The 16590-nt window shown below is 60.7% G+C and carries 17 protein-coding genes and 1 riboswitch; of the genes, 4 read left to right on the forward strand and 13 right to left on the reverse strand.

Annotation, left to right across the window (positions count from 1 at the left end; all coding sequences use genetic code 11):
* Positions 1–2: 2 nt before the first annotated feature.
* From OC537_RS13740 to OC537_RS13760, 5 genes are all read right to left on the reverse strand, one after another.
* Entirely contained in the window at positions 3–557 is a 555-nt protein-coding gene (locus OC537_RS13740) for a cytochrome c oxidase assembly protein (protein WP_025328389.1), read from the reverse strand.
* Positions 558–566: 9 nt separating this feature from the next.
* A complete protein-coding gene (gene ctaD / locus OC537_RS13745; RefSeq protein ID WP_163137577.1) occupies positions 567–2153 on the reverse strand; it encodes a cytochrome c oxidase subunit I in 1587 nt (528 codons plus the stop codon).
* 9 nt (positions 2154–2162) lie between these two features.
* Positions 2163–3290 carry a cytochrome c oxidase subunit II gene (gene coxB / locus OC537_RS13750; protein WP_262112239.1) on the reverse strand — a complete coding sequence of 376 codons (1128 nt, stop codon included), beginning with the start codon at positions 3288–3290 and terminating at the stop codon, positions 2163–2165.
* 404 nt (positions 3291–3694) lie between these two features.
* Positions 3695–5767 (reverse strand): tRNA(Met) cytidine acetyltransferase TmcA, encoded by a 2073-nt coding sequence (locus OC537_RS13755; protein WP_262112018.1) that lies wholly within the window; start codon positions 5765–5767, stop codon positions 3695–3697.
* Complete coding sequence (locus OC537_RS13760) at positions 5764–6078, reverse strand: HlyU family transcriptional regulator (protein ID WP_262112021.1); 315 nt, start codon at positions 6076–6078, stop codon at positions 5764–5766. Before OC537_RS13760 ends, OC537_RS13755 begins: the two co-directional genes overlap by 4 nt.
* A 139-nt stretch (positions 6079–6217) precedes the next feature.
* Here OC537_RS13760 and OC537_RS13765 point away from each other — a divergent pair, with 139 nt between their 5' ends.
* The 3 genes from OC537_RS13765 (at position 6218) to OC537_RS13775 (ending at position 7818) form a co-directional block, all read left to right on the forward strand.
* A complete protein-coding gene (locus OC537_RS13765) occupies positions 6218–6424 on the forward strand; it encodes a bacterioferritin-associated ferredoxin (protein ID WP_262112023.1) in 207 nt (68 codons plus the stop codon).
* A gap of 140 nt (positions 6425–6564) precedes the next feature.
* Positions 6565–7044 (forward strand): bacterioferritin, encoded by a 480-nt coding sequence (bfr, locus tag OC537_RS13770; RefSeq protein ID WP_262112025.1) that lies wholly within the window; start codon positions 6565–6567, stop codon positions 7042–7044.
* Positions 7045–7359: 315 nt separating this feature from the next.
* Positions 7360–7818 carry a methylglyoxal synthase gene (locus OC537_RS13775; protein ID WP_162520173.1) on the forward strand — a complete coding sequence of 153 codons (459 nt, stop codon included), beginning with the start codon at positions 7360–7362 and terminating at the stop codon, positions 7816–7818.
* 63 nt (positions 7819–7881) lie between these two features.
* Here the strand turns inward: OC537_RS13775 and OC537_RS13780 are convergent, their stop codons facing one another.
* Positions 7882–8469 carry a superinfection exclusion B family protein gene (locus OC537_RS13780; protein ID WP_025328396.1) on the reverse strand — a complete coding sequence of 196 codons (588 nt, stop codon included), beginning with the start codon at positions 8467–8469 and terminating at the stop codon, positions 7882–7884.
* Between the two features lie 204 nt (positions 8470–8673).
* A riboswitch (yybP-ykoY riboswitch) is annotated at positions 8674–8865 on the forward strand.
* Positions 8866–8869: 4 nt separating this feature from the next.
* Here OC537_RS13780 and OC537_RS13785 point away from each other — a divergent pair.
* Positions 8870–9856 carry a sodium:calcium antiporter gene (locus OC537_RS13785; RefSeq protein ID WP_262112028.1) on the forward strand — a complete coding sequence of 329 codons (987 nt, stop codon included), beginning with the start codon at positions 8870–8872 and terminating at the stop codon, positions 9854–9856.
* 95 nt (positions 9857–9951) lie between these two features.
* Here the strand turns inward: OC537_RS13785 and ansB are convergent, their stop codons facing one another.
* The 7 genes from ansB to OC537_RS13820 all read right to left on the reverse strand — a co-directional run bounded on the left by ansB (position 9952) and on the right by OC537_RS13820 (position 16560).
* Positions 9952–11010 (reverse strand): L-asparaginase 2, encoded by a 1059-nt coding sequence (ansB, locus tag OC537_RS13790; protein WP_163137572.1) that lies wholly within the window; start codon positions 11008–11010, stop codon positions 9952–9954.
* A gap of 129 nt (positions 11011–11139) precedes the next feature.
* The gene (locus tag OC537_RS13795) at positions 11140–11334 is read right to left on the reverse strand and encodes a heavy-metal-associated domain-containing protein (protein WP_106885696.1); all 195 of its coding nucleotides are present in this window, start codon (positions 11332–11334) and stop codon (positions 11140–11142) included.
* A 62-nt stretch (positions 11335–11396) separates the two neighbouring features.
* Positions 11397–12359 carry a LacI family DNA-binding transcriptional regulator gene (locus tag OC537_RS13800; RefSeq protein ID WP_106885695.1) on the reverse strand — a complete coding sequence of 321 codons (963 nt, stop codon included), beginning with the start codon at positions 12357–12359 and terminating at the stop codon, positions 11397–11399.
* Between the two features lie 127 nt (positions 12360–12486).
* Positions 12487–13626 carry a carbohydrate porin gene (locus OC537_RS13805; protein ID WP_168235880.1) on the reverse strand — a complete coding sequence of 380 codons (1140 nt, stop codon included), beginning with the start codon at positions 13624–13626 and terminating at the stop codon, positions 12487–12489.
* 226 nt (positions 13627–13852) lie between these two features.
* Positions 13853–14782 carry an ROK family protein gene (locus OC537_RS13810; protein ID WP_262112036.1) on the reverse strand — a complete coding sequence of 310 codons (930 nt, stop codon included), beginning with the start codon at positions 14780–14782 and terminating at the stop codon, positions 13853–13855.
* An 11-nt stretch (positions 14783–14793) separates the two neighbouring features.
* Complete coding sequence (gene chbA, locus OC537_RS13815) at positions 14794–15105, reverse strand: PTS N,N'-diacetylchitobiose transporter subunit IIA (protein WP_106885692.1); 312 nt, start codon at positions 15103–15105, stop codon at positions 14794–14796.
* Positions 15106–15174: 69 nt separating this feature from the next.
* The gene (locus tag OC537_RS13820; protein ID WP_262112039.1) at positions 15175–16560 is read right to left on the reverse strand and encodes a glycoside hydrolase family 1 protein; all 1386 of its coding nucleotides are present in this window, start codon (positions 16558–16560) and stop codon (positions 15175–15177) included.
* Between the last annotated feature and the right edge of the window lie 30 nt (positions 16561–16590).

Raw genomic sequence — 16590 nt, forward strand, 5'->3', positions numbered from 1 at the left:
GATTATTTCCTCTGCGCCAGCGTCGGGGCTGGGGTGGACTGAGTGATGTCATAGAGTGAATAGGAGAGCGTGATGGTGTTTATGTTGTCGGGCAAATCGGGGTCGACATAAAACTTGAGCGGCATCAGCTTGCTCTCCCCCGCCTGCAACTCCTGACGGTTGAAGCAAAAGCACTCCACTTTCTTCAAATAGGCGGCGGCGGGACCGGGGGAGACCGACGGCACCGCCTGACCAATCATGGTGCGATCGGTGGGATTGAACACCCGATAATTGACCAGCTTCATTTCACCCGGCCGCACCGACAACCGCGCCGTTTCGCCGCTGAACTGCCACGGCATCTGGGTGTCCGCATGAGCAAGAAACTCGATCTGGATGGTCCGTTTGCTGTCGATCACCGCCCGCTCAGCCGTGGCAGGCTGTACTGCAGTCTTGCCGTTGAGGCCGGTGATCCTGCAGAAGACGTCATACAGCGGCACCAGTGCAAAGGCGAACCCGAACATGACAAGCACCACCAGGGCCAGCTTTCTGAGCAGGGGACCGTGATTGACCTGAGCCATATGATCTCCTTACCGCACGTCTGGCGGAGTCTTGAAGCTGTGGTAGGGCGGGGGGGATGAGAGCGTCCACTCCAGCCCCTCCGCCCCTTCCCACACCTGATTGCTCGCCTGCCGTCCTCCCCTGATGCACTTGATCACCCCCCAGACGAACAGCAACTGCGACAGCCCGAAGGCGAAACCGCCAAGACTGATCAGCATGTTGAAGTCGGCAAACTGCAGCGCGTAATCCGGAATGCGACGGGGCATGCCCGCCAGACCGACGAAATGCATGGGGAAGAAGAGCACATTGACCGAAATGAGCGAGCACCAGAAATGCCACTGCCCGAGTCGCTCGTCATACATGTGCCCCGTCCATTTGGGCAACCAGTAATAAGCGGCGGCCAGGATCGAGAAGACGGCGCCGGTGACCAGCACATAATGGAAATGGGCCACGACAAAATAGGTATCGTGATATTGGAAATCGGCCGGGATCATGGCCAGCATCAACCCCGAGAAACCGCCTATGGTGAACAGGGTGATGAAGGCGATGGCAAACAACATGGGGGTCTCGAACGTCAGTGATCCCCGCCACATGGTTGCAACCCAGTTGAATACCTTCACCCCGGTCGGCACCGCTATCAGCATGGTGGCGTACATGAAGAACAGCTCGGCGACCACGGGCAGCCCAGTCGTAAACATGTGGTGAGCCCAGACCATGAATGACAGCAACGCTATGCTGCTGGTGGCATAGACCATGGAGCGATAGCCAAACAGCTGCTTGCGCGAGAAGGTGGGAATGATGCTGGAGACGATGCCAAAGGCCGGCAGTATCATGATGTACACCTCCGGATGGCCAAAGAACCAGAAGATGTGCTGGAACAGCACAGGATCCCCGCCCCCGGCCGCATCGAAGAAGCTGGTCCCGAAATACTTGTCCGTCAGCACCATGGTCACCGCTGCCGCCAGGACCGGCATGACAGCGATGAGCAGGAAAGCCGTGATGAGCCAGGTCCAGACAAACAGCGGCATCTTCATCCAGCCCATGCCCGGTGCCCGCAGGTTGAAGATGGTGACGATGACGTTGATGGCCCCCATGATGGAGGAGATACCCATGATGTGGATGGCGAAGACGAACAGCGCCGTGCTGTTGCCACTGTATTTGGTGGACAGGGGGGCATAAAAAGTCCAACCCGAGCTGGGGCCACCGCCCTCCATGAACAGGCTCGACAGCAGGATAAGAAACGCAAACGGCAGGATCCAGAAGCTCCAGTTGTTCATCCGGGGCAGCGCCATGTCCGGGGCCCCGATCATGATGGGGATCAGCCAGTTGGCGAGGCCGGTGAAGGCGGGCATCACGGCGCCAAAGACCATGATGAGACCATGCACTGTGGTCATCTGGTTGAAGAACAGGGGCTCGACCAGTTGCAGCCCGGGCTGGAACAGCTCGGCCCGAATGACCATGGCCATGGCGCCACCGGTGAAGAACATGGTCAGGGCGAACAGCAGATAGAGGGTGCCGATATCTTTGTGATTCGTGGTGTATAGCCAGCGCCTCAGGCCCGATGCAGGTTGGTGGGCGTGCTCGCTGTGCAGGGTATCCGTGATTCCATCACTCATGCTGGCGCCTCACTTGTCCTTGTTTGGATCGACTGGGTTCAGAAGGGACTGCACCTCTGCAGCCTGAATGACATCACCGGTCTTGTTGTCCCAGGCATTGCGCTCGTATGTCACGACGGCGGCGAGTTCCTGGGCCGTCAGCTGCTTGCCGAAGGGCTGCATCGCAGTCCCGCTCTTGCCATGCAGGACTATATCCAGGTGCTGGGCCCTATGTTCTGGCAGCGTCGCCACCTTGCTGCCCTTGAGGGCCGGGAAAATGCCGGGCAAACCAGTCCCCGCAGGTTGATGGCAAGCGGCGCAATAGCCCAGATAGACCTTCTCCCCCAGCTCCATGGCCTGCGGCAGCGTCATGGTCTGACTGGCCAAGTCTTGCTGCTGGGCCTTGGCTGCCGCCTGATCTGCCGCTGTCTTGGCGATCCAGCCATCAAACTCCCCGGCCGTTTTGGCCACCACCACTATGGGCATGAAGCCGTGGTCTTTGCCGCACAGCTCGGCACACTGCCCCCGGTAGGTGCCAGCCTTGTCGATGCGAGTCCAGGATTCATTGATGTAACCGGGATTGGCGTCTTTCTTCACGGCAAAGGCGGGGACCCACCAGGAGTGGATGACGTCGTCCGAGGTCATCAGGAATCGGATCTTCTTGCCGATGGGCAACACCAGAGGCTGATCCACTTCCAGCAAATAGGTGCCGCTCTTGGGCTCGTCCCCCGAGATCTGCTTCTTGCTGGTCGCCAACAAGGAGTAAAACTCCACCGGATGCTCGAGGTATTTGTAATGCCATTTCCATTGCGAGCCAGTGATGAGCACGGTCAGATCGGCTTTGGAGGTATCCTCCATCTTCAGCAGCGTCGAGGTCGCCGGGGCCGCCATGGCGACCAGGATCAGCACCGGGATGGCGGTCCATAACAGCTCGATGCGGGTGCTCTCGTGGAATTGAGCGGCCTTGGCGCCGCGAGATTTTCTGTGGTGGACTATGGACCAAAGCATGGCCCCGAAGACGATCAGGCCAATGGCGCAGCAAATATAGAAGATCGTCATATGCAGGTCATACACCTGCTGGCTGATGGCGGTCGCCCCGCGTGTCATGTTGAATGTGATGTCGTTGGCGGAAACACTGCTGCTGGCGAGCCACACCATCCATGCGCCATGGTTGATTGCATTTTTTCCCACATTGCACTCCCTGTGCACGTTAGAAAAGATGGCAAGCATTGACAGCTTAAAGGCTAACCATCTGAAAATAATGCATTTATTAAACGTTCAGTCACACTCAAGTATTAGTCGATATTCTGAAAAAACCAAAGTGATGCCAGCCGACGAGGGACTCGTCAGAGCAGTTGGCATCCTATCCGGGGTAAACGAGGGGTGTGCTGGCGGCAGCCATTGCCCCATGGCATCACCCTGAACCGCTCAATCACAGGATCCCTCCGGTAGCGAGCAGCCAAAGCGCTCGACAAAAAAAGAGAAGGGGCCACCCGGACCCCTTGTTCATCTATGGTGACCAGCGGCGTCTTCTCGCGCCGCCGCGGCCAGGTCGTTCGTCGTCAGGCCATGGGCGCCGGTTTGTCCAACAGCCGGGCCAGCAGGCTGCGCAGCTGCTTGATCAGCGCAGGCTTGCCAGCAACACCCAACGTCTTTGCCAACTCGGCCCAGGGCACATACTGCCAGATGGGGGCGATCAGCAGCCGACGCTCGTCGGGAAGCAGTTCATCCAGCACAGTCAACCGACTGGCCAGCCAGCGTTGCAGGCTGGCTTGGCACAGCTCGAACGGTTTGTGATGATGGGCAAAGCAGTCGATCTCCTGATACTGGAACTCATCCAGATCGGGCGCCTCTGCGGCCGCGTTTCCTCTCAGGCATAGCCAGACCAGCTCAGGATCCAGCCCCTTGAGCTCTCCTGCCAGCAGGGTGGGCAACTGGTTCACGAAGCGCCGTCGCCATTGGGCCAGCTCCGAATCGAGCTCCGCTTTCAGCGGTTTGAGCAACAAGGCCGCATGGCTGCCGCTGGCCGCATCCCGCTGCAGGCCGATGCGCAATACCGTCAAGCTCCCCTTGAGCCAGAATGGCAGCAGATCGGGACTCGCAGAAAAGGCTGACCCCAGATAGTCGTATCCCTGCGTGCGGTAGTGTGTTTCCAGCTGCGCCAGCAACAGAGAACCCAGTCCCAGGCGATGCAAAGCGGGATGAATGGCGATGCGCATCACCCTGGCATAAGTGCGCTCCCCTGCCGTGATGAAGCCGGCGTGTGCCAGCAGCGACTGGGGCAAGAGATGACCGCGGGGGCGTCTTCGCCCGGCCCAGATGTCATGAGCCAACGCTGGCGCTATGTTTCCTTCCCGGGCCACCAGGGCAACACCGAGCAGCTCCCTCTCATGCTCCAGCAGGTGGATGTCGAGATCCGGGCTCTCCAGCAAATATCGCAGATCGCTGGGGCTGGTCTGATAATGGGCAAGGACGAGCAGGCCGAATACCCGATTGAGCAGAGCCTCATCACCGGCCAGCGCCGCCTGTTCCAGCCGTCGCCAGCTCGGTGCCTTCGGGGGCTGAGGTGCCACTATGTCGGCATTGAGGCCGAGCAGCCGGAAGATCAGCGGCTCCAGCGGATCATGCCGGCTCCAGCGGATGGGTTCCGCCAGATGCAGCTCCTGCCAATCCGGGGTCTGCCTGTCGAGCACCCGCTTGAAACGCAGATGAAAGCCACGCCCAGTCCCCTCATAGCCGTGCTCAGTGGTGGCGAATACGATGCGGCTGTGATTGGCCAGGATGGCTTCCAGCAGCGGGGTCGGAATGGCGGCGGCCTCATCCACCAGCAGCAAATCCGCTTGCACATCCCCTTGAGCCGCTCGGTCTGGCGACACATAGGTCAGGCCCGCCAGTCGCTCGGGCGTGTCTGCAAGCGCGGTCGAGGCATGGGCAAAGAGTGTGGCGACGGTCGCCTGGGAAGGAGCCGTCACCACTATCCGCAGGCCGGGATCCTGGCGCAGCAGATCGGCACTGGCCAGACCCAGCAGCGCACTCTTGCCGCGGCCACGATCCGCGCTCAGCACCAGCGGACGGCGACGATGACCATGCAACACCTTGTGAATGGCTGGCAGCGCACGGGCTTGATCGGTGCTGAGTGGCCGGCTTGCGTCAAGAGGACACCAGGGCTCGCCGCCGACGGGAGGGTTCAAGGAGAGGGCAGGATCCCCTGTCAGCAACCGCACCAAGCGGGCGATAAAACCATGACCCGCCAGCTTTGCATCCTCAGGCTGGGCGACCAGTCGCAGCCTGTCTGGATCCGGGTAGGCTGGCCACGTCTCTCTGGGGGGCGTCAGCAGCAGCAGCAGGCCACCGGCGCGCAACGTGCCCGCCAAGGCGCCGAAGGCATCGGGATGAAAACCACTGAAGGCGTTGAACACCAGGGTATCGCACTCCTGACCCAGCCGTTGCAGCGCCTTGGCAGCAGGCAGCGGGCCATGGCATGCGGGGCCGTCCCCCAGCCAGAAGACCGCCTCCCCCAGCAAGGGTTCGGCGCGGGTGATGCAATCGGCTTCGAGCCCTTCCAGCCAGATCAGGCGACGCTCACCGGTGCGAGCGAGGGCCTGGCGCAGGAGATCCACCTCGGCTGGGCTCATGAGGCTGAACTGTCGTCCGGCTTCACCCGTGGCTCAAACATGCGCTCCCCCATCTGATCGATGAAGGTATGGGCTTTTTGCACCATGAAACGCTCGGCGTCGGCCGGGTTGGAGAACAGATCGGAGCGGATGAAGCGGTGAGTCTGCAGCACACCATCCACATCCTTGGTGATGCGCCCGGCAAGCCGGAACTGCCCCCCTTCCGCCATGGGTTCGGGATAAATGAGATAGCCGGCGTATTCGGTGGGCGTGACATCGGCTATCTGGGCAGCTTGCCCCTTGAACAGGGCACTGAATAGTTTCTTGAGCATATTCGTCTCCTCTCTGATGGTTGCATTCTCCTCAAGGGGGGAATCACTGGCAAGCAGGGGATCTTATTACCATTCGTTCTTTGCACTACGAACCATTCTCATTTAGATTTCATCTCATTCCAGCATGAGGTCCACTATTATGTACGTGTGTTTGTGCCGCGGCATCACAGATAACCAGATCCGCAAGGCGGTACAGGCAGGCAAGACCGAGTTCAGACAGCTGAAACAATCGCTGGAAGTCGGTGCCCAATGTGGTAAATGCGTGCGCATGGCGATGGAGATCATCGCCACCGAGATCGACAAGATGGAGTCGGAGCAGGTGCCCCTTTATTACGAAGTGGCCTGAAGCACCTCTTCCCGACCCTCACCTCATCGAGCGGATGCTCCCCCTGTCAGGGGAGCCGATTCGCCTTCTTCTTATGGTCATTTTTCTCGACTACGCTCTAGTGATCGGTGCCCTAGGCTCGAACACGAGGAGTAATGTCGATGAAAGGAGATCCCAAAATCATTGCCCACCTCAACAAGGTGCTGGCCAATGAGCTGGTTGCCATCAACCAATATTTCCTGCATGCCCGCATCTACGATGACTGGGGCCTCAAGGGGCTCGGGCACAAGGAATATCATGAGTCCATCGATGAGATGAAACATGCCGACGAGCTGGTCAAGCGTGTGCTGTTTCTGGAAGGACTGCCCAACTTGCAGGATCTGGGCAAGCTGCGTATCGGTGAGACAGTCGAAGAGATGTTGCGCTGCGATCTGTCACTGGAAATGGATGCCATTCCCGACCTGAAAGTGGCCATCACCTATGCAGAGTCCGTCCATGATTACGTCAGCCGTGACCTGTTCCAGGAGATCCTGGAAGACGAGGAGGAGCACGTCGACTGGCTGGAAACCCAGCTGGACCTCATCGCTCGCATCGGCCTGGAAAACTATCAGCAATCCCAGCTTCATAGCGAATCATCCTGAGTGCGGATGCCATTAAGATCTGTCCCCAACCCGCCAAGGCGGGTTTTTTCTGGGCCACCATCTTGAAGCCAAGGCATGCAATTGAAACATACGGGCATTACTCTCTGCCAGGCAGCTGGCCAACCGGGGTGTTTCCCTAAGTCCGCCAACCCCCTTCACGGCACGGGGCACACCGCCGGATCAGGCGAACGAGGCACACCCCAAGCCGGATTGAACCATTGCAGTGATCACAGTTACGATGCAGGGCAGAGCAGCGCACGCCGCTTTCGATTAGGATACGGCCCTATTCCCATCACTTTGCTACGGATGATTTCCATGGAACTGATTGCACGTGAGATGGCCCCCCACAAGCGGGTGGCCCTGGTGGCTCACGACAACATGAAGACCCCATTGCTGAACTGGGTGCTGCGCCGCAAGGAGGAGCTCAAGCTCCACCACCTCTATGCGACCGGCACCACGGGCACCCTGCTCGGCAAGAAGGCGCAGCTGCCCATCACCTGCCTCTTCTCCGGCCCCATGGGCGGCGATCAGCAGCTCGGCGCCCTGATTGCCGAGGGCAGGATCGACGTGATGATCTTCTTCTGGGATCCCCTCAATGCCGCGGCGCACGATCCGGACGTAAAGGCGCTGCTGCGCCTCGCGGCTGTCTGGAACATCCCGGTCGCCACCAACGAAGCGACCGCGGACTTCATCATGGACAGCCCGCACATGCAGCAGGCATTCAGCGTACAGGTGCCCGACTACGCCGGTTATCTCAAGGCAAGAACCGAGTAACCCCAACCAGATAGCAAAGAGCCGGACAGTGTCCGGCTCTTTTGTCTGAAGGATGGTGGCGGCTCAGCGCTGGAAACTCTTCTGGGCGAACTTGGGTCTGGCGTTCATGATCTGCTCCACCTGCTCGTCGCTCATCTTGCCGCGCGACAGCCCCAGCACCTTGTAGGTCAGCAGCGGCCGTGCCGGCAGCGCAATCATCAGGGCGCGGATCTGGTTTTCGTCCTCTTTCTCTCGTACCGGCTTGCCATAGGCATAGGTCAGCACCCCGGCATCCATCAGGTTTTTGACGGCAGGCTCGGTGATCGGCAGGTTTATGACGCTTTTCCGTTGCAGCACGAACTCGCGCAGCACCGCCTTCTCGTTGAAGTCGAGGAAGCCTATCATCTGGGCCAGCTGATCCTGTTGACGGCGGGATTGCCACTCGTCACAGGCCCATTCCCAGGCGATCAGGAAACCCTGGCTGCAGAAGTAGGAGATGGCAATCAGCATGCCGACCCCCAGCCAGGCGGCGTGAGCCGTGGCCCACTGACTGACGGCGCCTTTCATCAGCCCGGCCGGGAACAGCAATATGATGCTGCAGCAGAGCAGCAGCCAGACCATCAGCCAGTTGAGGCGATTCAGCTGGTAAAAATGTTGGATCCACCGTTTCATCGTTCACCCTTCCCAAGTCAATGTGGACAGTAGTCAACTCATAGCAATCCCTGTGCCAAGGCGAGGATCCTGTGGGCGGGATCTGGATCCAGGAGTGCAGAACTGATGGGGTTGGTCGGTGCCAAGGTTACATCCCCTTACAAGTTGCCGGGGGGACGAGCCGCCATTTTCCTTGTGGGGCAACCCATCTCTTGGTAAAAATCCCGCACTGTCATTGGGGAGTAGCAACCCGCCCGTGATCCGGGCAGGGCTCATGTCAACATTCTTGGATCATCAGATCCATGGCATGGGCGGCGATAGCATCTATCGCCCTGCAAGACCTTTGGCCTCGATACGCAAGCCAGCCGGGCGAGCCGTATCGGGTCCATCGGTTGTTCTGCTCGCCTGGCGGTTGCCTATTATGCTGATCACCCTGCTGTTATTTCTGCTCTCTGCCGTCACCATCTACCTGGCCTGCGAATATTTCGTCAACGGCATCGAATGGACCGGCCATCACCTCAAGTTCTCCCAGAGTGCCACCGGCTCCCTGTTGGCGGCCCTAGGCACTGCCTTGCCCGAATGCATAGTTACCCTGACCGCGCTGCTGATGGGGGATGCCCCCGCCCAGCAACAGATTGGGATAGGCGCCGCCCTCGGTGGCCCCCTGGTGCTCTCCACCATAGGCTATGCCGCCGTCGGCCTGACCCTGCTGCTGTGCATGAGCCCTGAACACAGGGCCATCGATGGCGAGGTGCAGCGAGAGACTGGTCGGGATCAGGCCTGGTTTGTCGGTATCTTCCTGGTGGCGGTGGCCCTCGGCATGGTGGCCTTCACCGGCAAAACCTGGCTGGCCCCGCTGTTCGTGCTGGTGTATCTGGTCTATGTGCGGCGCGAGCTGAAACAGACCGACAGCCACGAGACCCCGTTGCCAGAGCCACTCAAGCTGGATCCCAAAGCCGGGATCCCGGCCCTTCGCAAGGTGCTGCTGCAGACCCTGGGGGCCCTGGTGGTGGTGGCGCTGGCGGCCCAGCTGTTCGTCCATCAGCTGGAGAGCATGGGCGAGCTGTTTGGCCTCTCCCCCGTGCTGGCGGCCCTGTTACTGAGCCCGGTGGCGACCGAGATGCCGGAGCTGATGAATGTGCTGATCTGGGTGCGTCAGGGCAAATACCGGCTGGCGCTGGCCAATATCTCCGGCGCCATGATGATCCAGGGCACGATCCCCAAGGCATTCTGCCTGCTGTTCACCCCCTGGTTGCTCGACAGCACCATGATGGTCTCTTCGCTGGTGGCCCTGCTGGCGGTGGTACTGCTGTGGTGGGGCTTCAGCCGTGGACGGATGACGGCGGGCAGACTGGCCTGCATAGGTGTGGTGTACCTGGGTTTCTGCGGCTGGCTGATGGTGAGCTGAGGACACCTGGCATCTGAACATGGCGTCATAAGAAAGGGCAGGATCTGATCCTGCCCTTTGTTCATGGGGTTAGGTTCGCGGGTTGAGCCCCGGGATCAGAACTGCTGGAACCAGCGCTGGATCTGGGCCGGATCCTTGCTCTGGGTCAGGGAGAGCATCAGGAGGATGCGCGCCTTCTGCGGGTTCAGGGTGCCGGCGGCCACGAAGCCGTACTTGGCATCATCGATCTCGGCATCCAGGGTGGTGGCGCCGGTCGGCACACGGGCGGAGCGCACCACGCGGATGCCGTCCTTGCTCGCCTTGGCCAGAGTGTCGAACAGTGTGTGGTAGAGGTTGCCGTTACCCACCCCGGCGCTGACGATGCCGTCAAACTTGGCATCCACCATGGCCTTGGCCGGCAGATCGGTGGCGTTGGCATAGTTGTAGACGATGCCCACCTGCGGCAGCTTGTCGAGCTTGCTCACGTCGAACGGCGTCTTGCTGGTGTGCAGGCGGGCCGGGCTGCGCTGGTAGTCGATCTTGCCGTTGTGGATGTAGCCGAGCGGGCCGAAGTTGGGGGCGGCAAAGGTCTGCACCCCTGTGGTGTTGGTCTTGGTGACGTCCCGGGCGTCCAGCACAGTATCGTTCATGGCGACCATGACGCCACGTCCCTTGGAGCTGGGGTCCGAGGCGGTGACCACGGCGTTGTAGAGGTTGAGCGGGCCATCGGCACTCATGGCGGTGGAGGGGCGCATGGCACCGACCAGCACCACCGGTTTGTCGCTCTTGACGGTGAGGTTGAGGAAGTAGGCGGTCTCTTCCATGGTGTCGGTGCCGTGGGTGATGACGATGCCATCCACGTCATCCTTGGCCAGCAGTTCGTTGACCCGCTTGGCAAGCTTGAGCCACACCTCGTCGTTCATGTCCTGGGAGCCGATCTTGACCACCTGCTCCCCCTGCACCTCGGCCACGTTCTTCATCTCGGGCACGGCGGCGATCAGGGTCTCGATGGCCACCTTGCCTGCCTCATAGTTGGATTGGGTGGCGGACTGCCCCGCACCGGCTATGGTGCCACCGGTCGCCAGAATATGAACCTGCGGCAGGGCCATGGCCAGGGGGGATAGGGTCATGCCGAGGACGACGGCGAGCAGGGTCTTGCGGATAGGGTGAGTCATGCTGCAATCCTTTTGGGTTAGTTGACTGCAGCATTTTCATCCAATTTAAATCGTTTTTAAGTGATCACTCTCAACAATAAAAACAAGTAAACAGAATATTGGTCTGATTTTTACCCATATAGGGATAAATCACTCCGCACTGAATCCTTTGGCTTCGATCAGCGCGATCAACTCGCCCTTGCTCAGTTCGCTCTCGATGACGGCCTTGCGGCTGCCAAAATCGACCCGGGCCTGGCTGACAGCACTCTGGGCCAGCAGTGCCTTCTGCAGGCTGGCGGCGCAGCCACCGCAGGACATGCCGGAGACGGTGAGTTCTATGGTCATGGGATCTCTCCTCTGTGGATGTGTTCCCAGCCTAAAGCTGACGCCCGCGGCAAGGTCAAGCCCTAGCGGGCCACCACGGATTCACGCACCACCAGGCGTCCCTGGAATTTCTGCTGCTCATCGGCTGGTCGCAGACTCTGCGCCAGCTGTGCTTGCAACACCCGCACGCTCTCCTGGGCCAGCCGCTCACTCGGGTATTCGATGCAGGTCAGCGGTGGGGTCAGCTGGCTCGCCAGGGAGGAGCCTTCCAAGCTGATGACGGAGACATCCTGAGGGATATGGAGGTTGAACTCGCGCAACAGCCGCATGGCGTCGGCAGCCTGGGCATCTTGCTGCACCACCAGCGCGGTGAAGGGCAGGTAGCGATTGAGCAAGCCGAGCAGCGCCTGCTGGTTGTCGGTACCGTCGATCACCAGCTGGCTGTTATAGGGCAGGGATTGCTGCTGAAGTGCCTGCTGATAACCCTGGATGGCGCTCTTTCCGGCTGGGGATAGTTTGTCATCCAGCATCAGCACCAGCTGGCGATGACCCTTGCCGAGCAGGAAGCGACAGGCGCTCTCGGTGGCAAAGGTCAGGTCATAGCTGAGATTGAGGTTGCCGGTGTCGCTCACCCCATCGAGCTGAATGAGGCGCGGGTCCGGATTCAGAGGTTGCTTGGTACCGAGGACCAGGACGCCGTCACAACGCCCTCCCAGCAGTTCATCGACCGCCAGCTGCTGTTGCTGCGCCTCGTCGGCAAAGCGCACCAGCATGCTCTTGCCCGTCTTGGCCAACGCCCCTTCCAGCAGCGGCAGCATGCTGGCCAGACGATTGCCAAGCTGGGGGGAGAGGATGATGCCCACACAATCCGTCGCCTGGGTCGCCAGGGAGCGGGCCGTGGCATTGGGTCGGAAATTCAGCTGCTCGGCGGCTTGCAGCACGGCCAACCGGCTCTCTTCACGCACGCCGCGCGAGCCGCTCAGGACGCGGGAAACGGTGGCTTTAGACACATTCGCGAGGCGCGACACATCGGTAATATTGGCCATGGCTTCATCAACGGTAACCGGTTAACAGGCCTCCATCCTAGCACAGGCCAGCGACCTCCGGTAAGGCCCGGCAGCCTGACCAATGGAAAAGGGGGGCCCTTGCCCCCCTCTGCCAACCTGGCTTCCATCAGAAGAAATATTTGAAACGCACCCGGCCACCGTAGCGATCCATGTTGTCCACCTCGCCGCTGTCGACATTCAGCTGGGACCAGTAGGCTCCCAGATAGATATCGAAGTTGCTGAGATCCAGCACGCTCGGGATCTTGTAGGAGGCGTAGACGGTGTTGATGCTGTGCTTGCCGATCATCTTGCTGAAGTCGGCGCTGGTGTTGTTCAGATTGGCGCTGCTGATGTCGTTGATGGCGTAGACGTAACCCAGGCCGGCATTGTGCCAGAGCAGGTTGGCGCCCAGGGTGGTATCGGTTTCAGCCTCGGCATCCATGCGGGCCAGGTTGGCATTGATGACCAGGGCATCCTGGGTCCAGCTGGTGGTGAGGCCATAACCCATGCGATCGGACACCGAGACGTCGTCGCTGGTGACGATGGCGTCGCTGATCACATTGCCCTCGGCCCCCAGGGCGACTTTCAGGTTTTCACCTTTCCAGGCGATGACGGGACGCACTATGATGGAGTCTTTGGCCTTGGTCAGCGCATAGCCGTGGTATTGCTGGCCTGCAAACAGATTGGTGCGATCTCCGATCAGGGTGGAGAGCTCCAGATACCAGTTGCCCGCCTCCTTGTTGAGCAGCAGCTGACCCCCCTTGCCTGCCCGGCCACGGCCCTCCTTGAGCATGTAAACATAGCCATTGCCATCTGAGTAGAGGTCGTTGGCGCTGTCACCGGAATGCTCGACAAAGATGTCCTGACCCAGCGGGAACATGTCGTAGGCCTCGAAACGGCCGACCTTCATCCCCCAGTTGCTGCGCTGGCCGAACCCCAGATACGCATCATCGGCACCGGCACCGCCATTGGTGCCTATGGTGGGCTGGATCTGGATCTGGCCATAGCGACCATCTTCCAGCTCCCGTACCCCGAGGAAGTTCAGCAGCAGGCGACCATCCTCGTCCCAGCGATCGGTGCGGGTCTCGCTGGTTTGACCCAGCACGTTGCCACGGGTGGTATTGGACGCGTTCAGGTTGATCTCCGCATCGCCCCCCAGGCTCAGGCGCCCGAAGTCCGTGTTGGTCTCCACCACGGCGCTGGCCATGAAAGGGGTGCTCAGGGCCAGGATGGCAAGGAGCTGGGCGGACAGGTTTGTCAGTTTCATTATTATCATTCCTTGAGTTTTATGTTTTTGATAAACAAGTACTTATTTATCTGTCCCCCCGAAGGGAGGACAAATTCGGGCATGCCTTTCCCCCATCGCGACGCAATGTGGGGCAAAGGGCATGGATCAAATCGGGTGGGGGACTAGGGCCCGAGGCAGTGTCTCAGCCCCCGGCAGGCATAGCCCGCCGGGGCAGGCGAGTCGGCGCTCTCTCCTCGGCCAAGGCTCAGATGGCCCATGTGGTGGCTCCTTCGACGCAGCTCGGCAGCCAGGCGGCGCCGCGTACCCCGCTGCTGTCCCCGTAGCGGGCAGGCACTATGGGGGTGAGGCACTGCGCCGAGAACAGGTAGGGAATCACTGCCGCGGGCAGATCACGATAGAGGGAGGCGATGTTGGAGAGGCCGCCCCCCAGTACGATGACATCCGGGTCCAGCACATTGATCAGGCTGGCGACGCTGCGGGCCAGGGCCTGGATGAAGTGGTCATAGTGGACCTCGGCCTCCACATCCCCCTCGGCGGCGGCCGTGATGATCCCAAGCGGCGACAACCCGCGGCCATGACGCTCCACGAAACGACCGGCAAATCCTGTCCCGGAGACGAACCGCTCGATGCAGTTGCTGCGCCCGCAGTAACAGGGCTGGGTTGGGCCATCAAGCGCCGGGTCATAACCGGGCAGCGGATTGTGACCCCACTCCCCGGTGATGGCGTTGGGACCGACGACGAGCTGGCGATTGACCACCAAGCCGCCACCACAGCCGGTGCCGAGGATGATGCCAAACACCATCCTGCCCGTCTCTCCCGCCCCGTCGACGGCCTCCGAGAGTGCGAAACAGTCGGCGTCATTGGCGAGCCAGACCGGCTGGCCCAGGGCCTGGGTCAAGTCTTGCTTGAGGTCCTGTCCGTTGAGAAACAGACAGTTGGCATTCTTGATGCGACCCGTCTGCGGGTCGATTGCCCCGGGCAGCCCGATGCCGATGGTGAAGGCGCTGTCCATCGCCTGCCGTATCTCCCTCACCAGATCTGTGATGGCCGCCAGGAAATCGCCGTACCCCGTGGTCGGGGTCGCGATCCGCCTGCGCAGCAGGCTGACACCCTGGCCATCGAGCAGTTGAGCCTCGATCTTGGTTCCCCCGATGTCGAGTCCGAGTCGCAACATGATCGTCTTCCTCAGGCAGCCAGCTTGCGATGCAGCTCGATGAGCTCGGTGACCAGCTCCCGGGCCAACATGGCGGTCATCAGGTGGTCCTGGGCGTGGACCAGGATCAGCGTGACCGGGATCTTGCCCTCCCCTTCATCCGCCTCGATCAGCCTGGTCTGTACCCCGTGGGCCGCATTGGCCGCCTCGGCGGCCTGACGCAGCAGGTCATCGGCCTCCGCAAACTGGCCGGCCCTGGCCTGACGCAGCGCCTCGAAACAGAGGCTGCGGCTCATGCCGGCATTGATGATAAGACCCATGACGGTCTCTTCCAGATCGAACATACACACTCCTTGGTGATGGGCGCCGGCCCTGGGGCTGGCGCTCTTTATAGGGGTCAAGTGACGGAATAATCAGTCGAAGCCATTCTCACGGGCGGCGGTGGCAAACCACTGGCCGCTCTTCTTGATGCGCCGGGTCTGGCTCTCCAGCTCCAGCTCGATGAAGCCGTAACGGTTCTTGTAGGCATTGCTCCACGACCAGTTGTCGATGAAGGTCCAGAGGTGATAGCCCCGGCACTGACAGCCCTCCGACAGCCCCTTGTGCAGCCAGATGAGGTGATCCCGGATGAAGCCGATGCGGTAGTCATCCTGGATCTGGCCGTCCTCGCCCTTGAACCTGGCCTCCCCCTCCACCCCCATGCCGTTCTCGGAGATGTAGCTCGGGATGTTGCCGTAGTGGTCGCGCAGATTGACCAGGATGTCGTAGATCCCCTGCTCGTAGATCTCCCAGCCCCGGTGCGGGTTCATCTTGCGCCCCGGCATCTCGTAGTAGTCGAAGAACCACTCCGGCATGAAGGGGCTGGCGGGATTGACCGCGTGGCTGCGCGCCTTGACCCGGCGCGGCTGGTAGTAGTTGACCCCCAGCAGGTCGATCTTGCCGGCCGCCAGCAGGGCGGCATCGCCCGGCTCGCAGGCCGGCAGCTGATCGTATTCCCGCAGCAGCTCGACCAGCTCGGCGGGGTATTCCCCCTTGACCGCCGGATCCAGGAAGCTGCGGTTGAACATCAGATCCGCAATCTTGGCCGCCTTCAGATCCGCCGGGTGTTGCGAGCGCGGATAGGAAGGGGTCAGATTCAGGATGATGCCGATCTGACCATCCTGGCCGAGCACCCGGTAACGCTGCACCGCCTTGGCGTGGGCCAGCATGGTGTGATAGGCCACGGTGGCGGCGCGGCGAAAGTCCACCACGTTCGGATAGTGGAAGTCGTAGAGGTAACCCCCCTCCACCGGCACTATGGGTTCGTTGAAGGTGAACCAGTGTTTGACCTTGCCCCCGAACAGCCTGAAGCAGGTCTCGGCAAACTCGGCGTAAGCCTCAATCACTTCCCGGCTTTCCCAGCCCCCCAGCGCCTGCATGCTCATGGGCATGTCGAAATGGAACAGGCAGATGAAGGGCTCTATCCCCTCGGCCTTGAGCTCGTCGAGCATGGCGTCGTAGAAGGCGACGGCCTCTGGGTTGGGCTCTCCCCGGCCAGCCGGGATCAGCCTGGACCAGGCGATGGAGGTGCGGAAGCTGTTGTGACCAAGCTGCTTCAGCAGACGGATGTCATCGCGAAAATGCTCATAAAAACCTGAGGTCTGCGCCGGCCCTATCTGCTGATGGAAACGGTTGGGGGACTGCTCGAACCAGTGATCCCAGATGGTTGGTGCCTTGCCGCCCTGGAGGCTGGCGCCTTCCGCCTGGGCGGCGGAGGAGGCGCTGCCCCACCAGAACTGTTCAGGAAAAAGGTATTGCATCTCGTGTTACTCCAAGCTTGAAAAAAGAGG

Source organism: Aeromonas sp. Marseille-Q5825, from assembly GCF_946892685.1.
Classification (GTDB): domain Bacteria; phylum Pseudomonadota; class Gammaproteobacteria; order Enterobacterales; family Aeromonadaceae; genus Aeromonas; species Aeromonas rivipollensis.

Bases quoted from the DNA above. Each gene is read 5' to 3' on its own strand.
- ansB (WP_163137572.1), bottom strand. From the start codon at position 11,010: ATGACTCACCCTATCCGCAAGACCCTGCTCGCCGTCGTCCTCGGCATG.
- OC537_RS13760 (WP_262112021.1), bottom strand. From the start codon at position 6,078: ATGCTCAAGAAACTATTCAGTGCCCTGTTCAAGGGGCAAGCTGCCCAG.
- OC537_RS13805 (WP_168235880.1), bottom strand. From the start codon at position 13,626: ATGAAACTGACAAACCTGTCCGCCCAGCTCCTTGCCATCCTGGCCCTG.
- coxB (WP_262112239.1), bottom strand. From the start codon at position 3,290: ATGGTGTGGCTCGCCAGCAGCAGTGTTTCCGCCAACGACATCACATTC.
- OC537_RS13780 (WP_025328396.1), bottom strand. From the start codon at position 8,469: ATGAAACGGTGGATCCAACATTTTTACCAGCTGAATCGCCTCAACTGG.
- OC537_RS13765 (WP_262112023.1), top strand. From the start codon at position 6,218: ATGTACGTGTGTTTGTGCCGCGGCATCACAGATAACCAGATCCGCAAG.
- ctaD (WP_163137577.1), bottom strand. From the start codon at position 2,153: ATGAGTGATGGAATCACGGATACCCTGCACAGCGAGCACGCCCACCAA.
- OC537_RS13740 (WP_025328389.1), bottom strand. From the start codon at position 557: ATGGCTCAGGTCAATCACGGTCCCCTGCTCAGAAAGCTGGCCCTGGTG.
- OC537_RS13810 (WP_262112036.1), bottom strand. From the start codon at position 14,782: ATGTTGCGACTCGGACTCGACATCGGGGGAACCAAGATCGAGGCTCAA.
- bfr (WP_262112025.1), top strand. From the start codon at position 6,565: ATGAAAGGAGATCCCAAAATCATTGCCCACCTCAACAAGGTGCTGGCC.
- OC537_RS13795 (WP_106885696.1), bottom strand. From the start codon at position 11,334: ATGACCATAGAACTCACCGTCTCCGGCATGTCCTGCGGTGGCTGCGCC.
- OC537_RS13775 (WP_162520173.1), top strand. From the start codon at position 7,360: ATGGAACTGATTGCACGTGAGATGGCCCCCCACAAGCGGGTGGCCCTG.
- OC537_RS13785 (WP_262112028.1), top strand. From the start codon at position 8,870: ATGCTGATCACCCTGCTGTTATTTCTGCTCTCTGCCGTCACCATCTAC.
- OC537_RS13820 (WP_262112039.1), bottom strand. From the start codon at position 16,560: ATGCAATACCTTTTTCCTGAACAGTTCTGGTGGGGCAGCGCCTCCTCC.
- OC537_RS13800 (WP_106885695.1), bottom strand. From the start codon at position 12,359: ATGGCCAATATTACCGATGTGTCGCGCCTCGCGAATGTGTCTAAAGCC.
- chbA (WP_106885692.1), bottom strand. From the start codon at position 15,105: ATGTTCGATCTGGAAGAGACCGTCATGGGTCTTATCATCAATGCCGGC.
- OC537_RS13755 (WP_262112018.1), bottom strand. From the start codon at position 5,767: ATGAGCCCAGCCGAGGTGGATCTCCTGCGCCAGGCCCTCGCTCGCACC.